Genomic DNA, 10127 nt, shown 5'->3' on the forward strand with positions numbered 1-10127 from the left:
ATGCCGCGCAGCCGCTCCTTCATGGCGAGTTTGAGGGCGTCGCGCAGCAGTTCGCGCAGGACGGCCTCCATCGCGGCAGAGGTACAACACCATCTACCGGCTCTGACGGGCCGGTCTTCCGCGTCGGCCGCCCGGATGGGGGCGGGGATGCGGGGATCGCGTATGCGTGACCGTAGACCACCGTCCAATCTGTGGAGCTGCGGTACCCGCGCGGCGTGACTGGAGCCTGCAACGGGCGATCCCGATGGCGTCGAATCCTCCTTTCCTCGACATCACTACCGGTACTGCGTGTTCTCCTGCGTACTGCGTTGTGCTGTGCACTGCTCGCGGCGGCCTGGTGGCCGCCGGGCCGACCGGCTGCCGGGGCCCCTTCCACTGCGCTGGCCCCGGCACGCCCGGCCGGTGTCTTCCGTGTCTTCCGGCAGTTCGTCCTCTGCCGGTCCTCATGGACTCGTCTCTCTTCGATGACGGGAACATTACCCGCCGCCCGGTCGAAAAGCTACCTTGGCCGATACAGAGTTTCGTAGATCACACCGCCTGGTTCTCTGCATCGGCCGCGAGTGCTCTGGCCGCGGAGGGGTAGGCAGAGCGGCAGGACGGAGGAGGCAGGAGATGGCGCAGATGGCTGCTTCCCCGCAGCGGATATCTGAGGGGCGGTCCCGACTCCAGGCCGAGCGCGTCGCGACGCGCGTGGTGGTGTGCGTGCCACAGGATCCGGGCCCGCCGTGCCTTCCGCTGAACCGGGGCAGGCCGCCATGGCACTGACCGTGGAAAGCCGGTTCCAGCCGGCAGCCGCCGGTCTGGCCGTCGTGACCCTGACGGGCGATCTGGACATCGCTTCCGCAGCCCTGCTACGCGGTCATCTCGCCGCTGTACTGGGTCAGGGCGCGGACCATCTCATCCTGGACTTCACCCGCGTCGAGTTCGTCGATTCCACCGGCCTCAGCGTGCTGGCCGGCGTCCACCGCCTCCTGCACCCGCCGGAACAGGCGGACCCGGGACAGCCCGCAGCGGCGCGAGCAGCGACCGCCGACCGCAGCCGCCGCCCGGGCACACTCGCCATCACCGCAGTGAACCAGCGCGTCCGCCACGTACTGCGGACCACGGGCTTCACCCGGATCATCCCGATCTACCCCTCGCTGGAGACCGCGATCGTGGTCCACCAGGCAAGATCTGCGGTTCAGGAGCCCCGGCACCACCCATAAGCAAACCGGTGCCTACCCGTCCAGCCGGGCCACTGGCGTCGGACGCCGAGCCACGGGTAGCGGCCCCGGAACGGGGTGGAGCGCATCGTGAGTCCAGGGTATCGATGGAGGCAGTGGTCGAACCGATCCACCTGCCGCGCGAACCGGCTTCAGGAACCGCTGGTCAGTGCACCCCTTGGGGAAGCCAGGCAGGGGCAACCGGCAAGACTGGCCTGTACCTGGTCACCTGCTGCGCTACCCCGGCCGAAACCCGCTCCGCCGGGCATGCCAGGTTCTTGCGCGCCTGCGCAATCCGTAACGTCCAGGATGGGTTGACGGTCGAGCCAGCCGGGATCACATGGGCGGCCGCTCACGCTCAGCGCATCTCGGGCAGATGCATTGCTGAGAGCCTCAGCATGAACGACTTGCCGCCTTGCCGTAAACGGCGGATTTCTCGTGGAGTCATGTTCGGGCAGATCCTTGAAGCGGTGCGGCCGAGTGCCGTGCCGCCGTAGGATCGCTCAAGATCACAGTTTGTCGGCACATGGAGAGGCGCGCCGCTGGCTGCGTCCATCGAGGGAGTGCACGTGAGCGATGCCTGGGCGCCGACCGGGATCGATGTTTCCACGCCGAGCCCTGCGCGGATGTACGACTACTGCCTGGGCGGCAAGGACAACTTCGAGGTCGATCGCGCGGCGGTGATGGGGTTCGTCAGTCAGTTCAACGAGGGACTGGACGTCACCCGCGAGAATCGGCTGTTCCTGTACCGGGTGGTGCGGTACCTGGCCGCCGAGGCGGGAATTCGACAGTTCCTGGACATGGGCAGTGGCCTGCCGACGCAGGCCAACGTCCATGAGGTCGCCCGGCAGTTCCAGCCGGACGCCCATGTGGTCTATGTGGACAGTGATCCCATTGTCTTGGCCCACGGCCGAGCGCTGCTGAGCGCGGAGGCCACCACGGTGATCCAGGCTGACATGACCGATCCCCGGGAGGTTTTGGCGCACCCGGATGTCCGGCACCTCATCGACTTCGACCAGCCGGTCGCCGCGCTGTTCTTGTCGGTGGCCCACTCGATCCCCGACGACGACCAGGTCCGCGGCATGTTCTCCGCCACGTCCGATGCGCTCGCCCAGGGCAGTTTCCTGGCGGTGTCCCAGTTCGTGGGGCTGGACGCCGAGACGGCGCGAGCCCACACCCGCAAGGCCACCGAGATGAACTTGGTGTGGAAGACCCGTACGATCGAGGACTTCCGGCCACTCGTGCCCGATCTGGAGCCGGTGCCGCCCGGCCTGGTCGACGTCGCCCAGTGGCATCCTGACCACGACCAGCCGGCCCTGAGCACCGTCGACGCCGCTCTGCAGCCCTTCCTCGGAACGGCGGCCGGCAGTAGGCGGGTCGCAGAATTTGGCGGCATCCTGCGCAAGCGCTGACCTGGAGGCCTACACCAGGTAGCCAGGGAACCCATCTCGTCCGCAGGTTGACCCGATACGTCGGCGAGGGCGTGAGGCTGGGGCCGTTCGCTCCTTCGCCCCCATCCTTCCCGTGCCGCCTCTCGCCGTAGGGCGCGGGAAGGATGGGGGCGAAGGAGAGTGTGGTCAGGGCGGCTTGGGTGCTTTCTTTGCCAGGGAGGAACTGGATGGGACCGGGGGAGAGGGGGATCGCGATTGACTCGGCGGAAGCGGCAGTGCGGTCTTGCCGCGCCAGAAGTATCCCCACCCGGGTGATCCGGCAGTGCGACGACACCACTACGTCGTGTGTCGGCTGCAGGTAATAAAGATCAATTGTGATGATCTGGGCGAAAGTGCATATTTCGCCGGATATGAGAATGGTTGAGGGGAGCGGAAGGTGAGCGTCGACATCACCACTCTGTGAGGGACAACACATGGGGACCGTGGTCCCGGCAACCGCCGTCCAGGATTCACCCGAGCCGACCATGTACCGGGGGCAGCACATGCTCGACCTGCCGGTTGACGACGATGCCTGGCTGCGCTTCTCTGGGGGATCAGCTACTGGCTGGCCCCGACCGTCGACCTTGGGCCGACTGGAGTGTGCTCGGTGGTCGAGTGGCGGCTACCCCGGGTAGCCGGGGCATTGGTCTTCGTCGCCGCGTTGGGGGTGAGCGGTGCGATGTTCCAGTCGCTGATGCGCAACCCGCTGGCGAGTCCGGATGCGATCGGGTTCTCCTTCGGCTCCTATACCGGCGCCTTGGTCGTGATCCTCGTGATCGGCGGCTCCTATCCGCAATTGGCGGCTGGCGCACTGCTGGGCGGGATGGCCATGGCGCTACTGGTGTACGTGCTCACCTATCGGCGCGGGGTGCAGGGGTTCCGGCTGATCATCGTCGGCATCGGCGTGTCGGCGATGCTGGGCTCGCTGAACACCTGGCTGATACTCAGAGCCGATCTGGACCAGGCGATGTCCGCTGCCGCGTGGGGCGCGGGCTCTCTCAACGGCGTCTCGTGGAATCAGGTCGCCATCGGCGGCGCCGTGATCGTGATGCTGCTGGTGCCGGCGGGGCTACTGAGCCGTCCGATGCGGCAGATGGAGCTCGGTGACGCCGCGGCCGCTGCACAGGGGGTGCGGGTCGAATCGACTCGGCTGGCCCTGATCGTGGTGGGTGCGGCGCTGACCGCCGCGGTCACCGCCGCGTCGGGACCGATCGCGTTCATCGCTCTGGCGGCACCGCAGATCGCCCGCCGGCTCGCCCGCACCGCCGGGATCACCCTCGTGCCCGCGGCCCTCGTTGGTGCCCTGGTGTGCCTGGCGGCGGACTACACCGCACAGCACGCCGCCCCGACCCCCCTGCCAGTCGGGATCATCACCGTCATGCTCGGCGGCGGCTATCTGGGCTGGTTGCTGTTCACCGAGGCGAGGAGACGCCTGTGAACACCTCGACCGATCCTCTCCGTTCCGCGAGCTCGAAAGACCACTCAGCCATGGCCGATCACCACCGTCCCTGTCCAGCGGACCCCGGCCCGCAAGACCGGTCCCGGTTGCATGTGGACGCCGCGACGCTCGGTTATGACAAGCGGGTCATCAGCGAGGGCCTGTCGGTGTCGATTCCGGACAGGTCGTTCACGGTGATCGTGGGCCCGAACGCGTGCGGCAAGTCGACGCTGCTGCGCGGGCTGTCACGGCTGCTCAGCCCTTCTGCGGGGCGGGTCGTCCTCGACGGCGCGGACATCCAGTCCTACAAGACCAAGGAAGTGGCGCGGCGGATCGGGCTGCTGCCGCAGACCTCGATCGCACCCGACGGGATCACCGTCGCCGATCTGGTGGCGCGAGGGCGGTACCCGTACCAGGGTTTCATCCGGCAATGGACCGAGGACGACGAGCAGGCCGTGCTGAGTGCGATGGACGCCGCCGCCGTCACCGGGCTGTCGGGCCGGCTGGTCGACGAGCTGTCGGGCGGGCAGCGGCAGCGGGTGTGGGTGGCGATGGCGCTCGCGCAGCACACCGACGTCCTGCTGCTGGACGAGCCCACGACCTTCCTGGACATCACGCACCAGATCGAGCTGCTGGAGCTGTTCACCGACCTTAACCAGGTCGGCCACACCATGGTCGCCGTGCTGCATGACCTGAACCACGCCGCGCGCTTCGGTACCCACCTGATCGCAATGAAAGACGGCGCCGTGATCGCGGAGGGGGCGCCGTCGGAGACCGTGACCGCCGAGCTGGTCGAGGAGGTATTCGGATTGCGCTGCCTGGTCGTGTCCGACCCCGTCGTCGGCACGCCGCACGTGGTCCCGTTGGGCAGGGACCGGAGCCGGCCGTGACGAGCCCCTCGGACGCTGACCCGGCGGGGCTGGGGCGGGGACCTCTGACCCGCTGGCTGCCCGTGCTTCTGCACACCCCCGCCGAACCGCTGGAGGCTCGGCCGTTCGAGGCCGGGACGGGGATCACGCCGGGCCGATTCCTGCTGCGCGTGATCTTCTCGATGAAGCGGGTCACCGTTCCCGCGATGCTGCTGGCGATCGTGTGGCAGGTGGGCGAGTCGGCGGTCCCGGTGGTGATGGGCATCGCGATCGACCGGGCGCTGGCGACCGGGGATGCGGAACAGCTGGTGCTGTGGCTCGGGGTACTAGTGGCCCTGTACATCGTGTTGACGGGGGCGGCGAGGCTCACGAATCGGCTGACCGCCTATACGGTGCAGCTGCTGCAGCACCGACTCCGCAGCACGCTGTCGACCGGCGTGCTGCATCCGGTCGGCGGTGCGGCCCAGGCACCGGACGGCACCGTCGTCTCGGTGAGGAACAACGACGTCGCCCGCCTGGCCAACGCGGTGATCCTGGTGATCCTGCCGGTCTCGAGAATCGCGACCATCGGGTTCATCGCGGTATCGCTGCTGGCGACGCACTGCTGCTCGGTCTCGTGGCGCTGCCGGGAGCGCCGGTCACGGTGTGGTCGATGGGCGTGCTCAGCGAACGGCTTTCCCGGGACACCCGCGAGTACCAGGCGCTGCTCGCCTCCACCGTCGGCCGGGCCACCGACCTGGTCGCCGGATACCGGGTCGTCAAGGGGATACGCGCCGAGGCCGAGGCGACCAGGCGGTACCGGCAGGCAAGCCAGGAGACCCTCGTCGGCGCCAAGCGCACCGTGGGGCTGCTGGGGCGGTTCCTCGCAGGCTCGGGCGTGGTCAGCGGCGCGTTCGTCGCCGCAGTGATGGGGCTGGCGGGCTGGTTCGCCGTAGACGGGCAGCTGAGCGTCGGCGGGCTGATCGCCGCCGTCGCCCTCACCCAGGCGCTACTGCCGCAGATCCAATCGATCGCCAGCGCATCCATCCCCAACCTCGCCGGAGCCCGCGCCTCGTCCGCGCGCGTCATCGACGTGCTTGGCGGCAACAACAGCCGGAGTCTCGGACAGGACCACCCGACACGGCCAGCAGTCGCGCCGCTGCCGGTACTGGAGGTGTCCGCACCCGGTGCGACGATCCGGGTAGAACCGGGAGAACTCGTGGGAGCCCGCGCCAACGACCGTACCGCCGCCCGCATCACCGAGAGGCTGCTGGACCCGCGCGCCGGCGGCGAGGCGGAGGCGTGGCTCGACGGGCTCGCGGCGCGCGAGCTGACCGCGCAGGAGTACCACTCCCGGGTCACGGTCGCGCCGCACCGGGCCACACTTTTCAGCGGAACGATCCGCGACAACCTCACCGCCGGCGCCGGCGCGCCCGACCTGGTGCACGCCGCAGTGCACGCCGCGGCGTGCGACGATTTCGCCACCGATCTCGACATCCCGGTCGGCGAGGGCGGCAACCGCCTCTCCGGCGGCCAGCGCCAGCGGGTCGCGCTCGCCCGCGCCCTCGCCAGCGATGCGCCGGTGCTCGTACTGCACGACCCGACCACAGCGGTCGACTCGGTCACCGAGCACGCGATCGCGGGCCGGCTGCGCGGTGTCCGCGCGGGCCGCTCGACGCTCCTGATCGCCTCCTCTCCGGCGCTGCTCGGCTGCTGCGACCGCGTCGTCGACCTAGTCAAGGACGCCCGCGTGAGCGGAAGGGCGGCGCGGTGACCGGGATGGGAGCGACCGGGCACCCGCTGCCGGTCGCGGGCGGCAGGGAAACGGCGAGGGAGGTCTGGAGGCACAGCCGCGGGTACCGGATCAGGCTCGCCGCTGTCGGGGTGCTCGGGATCGTCAGCACCGGCGTCGACCTGATCCCACCGGTGGCGATCGGAGTTCTCATCGACCGGGTGCAGGTGGGTACCGCAGACCTCGGCACCATGCTCACGGCCACGGCCGTCATGGCGCTCTCGGCGATCCTCGGCGCGACGGGCACCGCGGTGACGATCGTGCTCGCCACCCGTATCTACCACACCATCCTTGCCGTGCTGCGCGAGCGGCTCGTGGGCCGCGCCATGCTGCTTCCGCAGCACCTCGTCGAGCGAGCCGGGACCGGGGACCTGATCTCTCGGTGCAGCGACGACGTCACCGCCGTGGCCGATGCCGCCCCCGCGGTGATCCCGGTGCTCACCGTCACCGCCTTCACGATCGTCGTGTCGCTGGGCGGGCTCGCGGCGCTGGAGCGGCCCTATGCGGCCGCGTTCGCCGTCGTGCTGCCTGTCTACGCGCTCGCCATGCGGTGGTACCTGCGTACAGGGCCGCAGGTATACCGCGCCGAGCGTGCAGCGATGAGCGCGCGTGCCCAGCAGATCCTCGAATCCCAGCGCGGCTACGCCACCGTGCTCGGCTTCGGGCTCGCTCAGCAACGCCATCGCGCCGTGATGACGGACTCCTGGGCCGTGGCGGTGCAGTCGCTGCGGGCACGCACCGCGCAGAGCATGCTCAACGCCCGACTCAACCTCGGCGAATGCCTGAGCCTGGCCGCCGTGCTCGTCGTCGGATTCGTCCTAATCGACCGTGAGGCCTCGACCGTCGGCGGCGCCACCACCGCCATGCTGCTCGTGCTGCGCCTGCTAGGGCCGGTCAACCAACTGCTGTTTGTCATCGACACCCTCCAGTCAGCCCTTGCATCGCTGGGCCGCATGACGCATGACCGGAGTCGTCACGATCCCGACTGCGGACGCGGCCGACGCATCGGCGACGCCGGCGGACCTGGCCACCGCCGTTAGGCTCCGCGAAGTCGCGTTCCACTACGACGACGGCCCCTCCGTGCTCGATGACGTCGACCTCGACATCCCGGCTGGTCAGCACCTCGCGATCGTCGGCCCGTCCGGAGCCGGAAAGACCACGCTCGCCGCCGTGATCGCGGGTGTTCACCGACCTGACCCCGGGTCTGTGACCCGTCCCTGCCGCACGGCGTTGATCACCCAAGAGGTGCACGTGTCCGCCGGGACTCTGCGAGAGAACCTGACGCTCACCGCCCCCGACGCCACCGACCATGAGCTCCGTGCCGCGCTCGAAGTCACCGGCGCAGCCGGTCTGCTCGACCTGCTTACGGACGGCCTCGATACGGTGGTCGGCACTGGCGGACATCCGCTCACCGATGCACAGGCGCAGCAACTCGCCCTCGCTCGCCTGCTCCTGGCCGACCCGGAGCTGGCGATTCTCGACCAGGCGACGGCCGAGGCCGGCTCCGTCCACGCCGAGCAGCTCGACCGCGCCGCGGAAGCCGTCCTCGCCGGGCGGACCGGCATCGTGATCGCTCACCGGCTCTCCCAAGCCGCTTCCTGCGACCGGATCGTGGTCATGGAGCACGGCCGCATCATCGAAAAGGGGACCCACTCCGAACTGGCCGCCGCTGGCGGCGTGTACGCCGAATTGTGGAGTGCATGGCAGGCCGGACAGAGCATCGGTGAGCCGAACGGGTCGCAATGATCGAGCCGCAGTGACCCCGACCGGTCCACCTCCACCCGCGCTTGCACCGCCGAGCGCTCCACTGGCCGCCATCGAGACGGAACGGCGGTCACCGGTGCCGCTGACCGAGTTCAGGCGCCGACGGCGTGGTCTGCGCCGGGATCGGAGCGCCGGTAACGGCAGCAGCGGTGGCTTATGCGCCTTGCTGTCGTGGACGTTGGCCGCCGAGACGCCGACCATCAGCCGCGGCCCGGCGGCATCGACTTTGCTGCCCTTCTCGCCTTGATCGACAGGATGGGGGCCATGGCTCCGGTGTGCTCGCGTTATGGGTCTTGATGCCGGGTTGTGCACAAAGGGGCGATCGATCTCTTCGCTGCCGGACAGCGCATCCCTCAGGAAGCCCTGCGCTTCGACCTGCTCGCCGACGCGCTTCTCGGAACAGACCACACGAACGGGGAGGAGCATGCCGAGGGTGGCTGGTAGGAGCATTGACGAGTTGGTCACACTCGCCAGCGGCGGTGTCCCGGCCCTGCCCGGACGGCCGCGAAGCCGCCCTGTCAACGACGAGGCGGGTCTGAACTGCCAGACGGCCCGTGCTCGGCGTCTTTTTGCTGAAGAGGCGGGGCGGGGCGTCCGGGCAGCAGGAGCGCCGCTCCGGCCGCGGCAAGCACCGCGGTGAGCGAGGCGGCGGCGAAGGCGAGGCCGTAGGCGTGCCCGCCGGAGTGGGCGGCGACCAGTGAGGCCAGCACGGCCAGGCCCACGGCTGCGGCGACTTGTCGGATGGTGTTAAGCACGCCGGACGCGATTCCGGCCAGGTGGGCGGAAACGGCGGTGGCGGCGACGGTGATCGGGGTGAAGGCCGTCCCGATGCCGAGCCCGAACAGGATCTGTGGCACGGCGATGCCGGGCCAGTAGTGGGTGTGGTCGCCGAGCCGGGACAGCCATGCGAAGCCGGTGGCGGCGATCAGGGCGCCGGCGGCGGTGACGAGCCGGACACCATGGCGGGCGGTCAGCCGTCCGGCGAGTTGGGCGCCCGCGAACAGTGCCGCCGCGGCGGGCACGAACGCCAGCCCGGCCCTCATCGGCGTGTAGGAGAGTGCCCGCTGCAGGTAGATCGACAGCAGGAAGGGGCTGGCGAAGAAGCCGAACCCGAGCGGCTGGAACACGGACCTCGGACCCGCCACCGGCGATCAGCCCGCCACAAAGAGATGTGAGTGCACGGTGCTCTCCTTTCCAACTACGGCCGAACAACGGACACTCTTCCCTCGGTACCTCCTGAACTGAAGACGTTTCCGGTTGACCACCTACACCAGAAACCGCGAAACCCCGCTGACCAGCGGCTGACCTCACCGCGAGTCTGTAGCTTGGACAGCTACCCTGCGTCCCGCAGCGAGTGTGGCGAGGGTTGAGGGCGGAAACTTGACGCTGCTGCGCCCGGCGTGTCTCAGCGGGTCGGGTGTCGAGCAAGCCTGCACGCACCGTCAGGAGCAGTGCACGCGCGGCGTTCTGGAGTCAGACCGGGGCATCGGCCGCGAGGGGGATAGCTTGACCTGGAGCCGGAGAGTGCAGGGCAGTCGTACGTGCGACTACTCAGCGCTGAGCTTCCCCCCGTTCCACGGACACCCGATCTGAGTTGACCTTGATCAACTTGGGAAGGAAGTGTCTCGTGCCACCACCTCACCCGCCCGAGTT

Annotated in this window: 9 protein-coding genes and 1 pseudogene; 8 read left to right on the top strand and 2 right to left on the bottom strand. The window is 69.2% G+C overall.

Annotated elements, in window-relative coordinates; genetic code table 11:
• Nucleotides 1-755: 755 nt before the first annotated feature.
• Nucleotides 756-1205 carry an STAS domain-containing protein gene (locus ABZ806_RS44010; protein ID WP_500225754.1) on the top strand — a complete coding sequence of 150 codons (450 nt, stop codon included), beginning with the start codon at nucleotides 756-758 and terminating at the stop codon, nucleotides 1203-1205.
• A 355-nt stretch (nucleotides 1206-1560) separates the two neighbouring features.
• Here ABZ806_RS44010 and ABZ806_RS44015 read toward each other — a convergent pair whose 3' ends face one another.
• Nucleotides 1561-1758 carry a hypothetical protein gene (locus ABZ806_RS44015; protein WP_500225756.1) on the bottom strand — a complete coding sequence of 66 codons (198 nt, stop codon included), beginning with the start codon at nucleotides 1756-1758 and terminating at the stop codon, nucleotides 1561-1563.
• Between the two features lie 13 nt (nucleotides 1759-1771).
• On the opposite strand from ABZ806_RS44015, the gene ABZ806_RS44020 reads away from it, so the two are divergent.
• The 7 genes and pseudogenes from ABZ806_RS44020 (at nucleotide 1772) to ABZ806_RS44050 (ending at nucleotide 8456) form a co-directional block, all read left to right on the top strand.
• A complete protein-coding gene (locus ABZ806_RS44020; protein ID WP_500225758.1) occupies nucleotides 1772-2614 on the top strand; it encodes an SAM-dependent methyltransferase in 843 nt (280 codons plus the stop codon).
• A 625-nt stretch (nucleotides 2615-3239) separates the two neighbouring features.
• Nucleotides 3240-4070 (top strand): FecCD family ABC transporter permease, encoded by an 831-nt coding sequence (locus ABZ806_RS44025; RefSeq protein ID WP_500225761.1) that lies wholly within the window; start codon nucleotides 3240-3242, stop codon nucleotides 4068-4070.
• Between the two features lie 50 nt (nucleotides 4071-4120).
• A complete protein-coding gene (locus ABZ806_RS44030; protein WP_500225764.1) occupies nucleotides 4121-4960 on the top strand; it encodes an ABC transporter ATP-binding protein in 840 nt (279 codons plus the stop codon).
• Between the two features lie 185 nt (nucleotides 4961-5145).
• Nucleotides 5146-5526, top strand: a pseudogene (locus ABZ806_RS44035) (ABC transporter transmembrane domain-containing protein); the annotation flags it as partial.
• 29 nt (nucleotides 5527-5555) lie between these two features.
• Nucleotides 5556-6692, top strand: a complete 1137-nt coding sequence (locus ABZ806_RS44040; protein ID WP_500225766.1) for an ATP-binding cassette domain-containing protein — start codon at nucleotides 5556-5558, stop codon at nucleotides 6690-6692.
• 110 nt (nucleotides 6693-6802) lie between these two features.
• Nucleotides 6803-7750 carry an ABC transporter transmembrane domain-containing protein gene (locus tag ABZ806_RS44045; RefSeq protein WP_500225768.1) on the top strand — a complete coding sequence of 316 codons (948 nt, stop codon included), beginning with the start codon at nucleotides 6803-6805 and terminating at the stop codon, nucleotides 7748-7750.
• The gene (locus ABZ806_RS44050) at nucleotides 7671-8456 is read left to right on the top strand and encodes an ATP-binding cassette domain-containing protein (RefSeq protein ID WP_500225771.1); all 786 of its coding nucleotides are present in this window, start codon (nucleotides 7671-7673) and stop codon (nucleotides 8454-8456) included. The genes ABZ806_RS44045 and ABZ806_RS44050 overlap by 80 nt, the downstream gene beginning before the upstream one ends.
• A 536-nt stretch (nucleotides 8457-8992) precedes the next feature.
• Here the strand turns inward: ABZ806_RS44050 and ABZ806_RS44055 are convergent.
• On the bottom strand, nucleotides 8993-9619 hold the full coding sequence (locus ABZ806_RS44055) for an MFS transporter (RefSeq protein ID WP_500225774.1): 627 nt from the start codon (nucleotides 9617-9619) through the stop codon (nucleotides 8993-8995).
• Between the last annotated feature and the right edge of the window lie 508 nt (nucleotides 9620-10127).

It is taken from the genome of Spirillospora sp. NPDC047418 (assembly GCF_040643275.1).
In the GTDB taxonomy this organism is placed as follows: Bacteria; Actinomycetota; Actinomycetes; order Streptosporangiales; family Streptosporangiaceae; genus Spirillospora.

Bases quoted from the DNA above. Each gene is read 5' to 3' on its own strand.
- ABZ806_RS44015 (WP_500225756.1), bottom strand. From the start codon at position 1,758: ATGGACGCAGCCAGCGGCGCGCCTCTCCATGTGCCGACAAACTGTGAT.
- ABZ806_RS44010 (WP_500225754.1), top strand. From the start codon at position 756: ATGGCACTGACCGTGGAAAGCCGGTTCCAGCCGGCAGCCGCCGGTCTG.
- ABZ806_RS44050 (WP_500225771.1), top strand. From the start codon at position 7,671: ATGACCGGAGTCGTCACGATCCCGACTGCGGACGCGGCCGACGCATCG.
- ABZ806_RS44030 (WP_500225764.1), top strand. From the start codon at position 4,121: ATGGCCGATCACCACCGTCCCTGTCCAGCGGACCCCGGCCCGCAAGAC.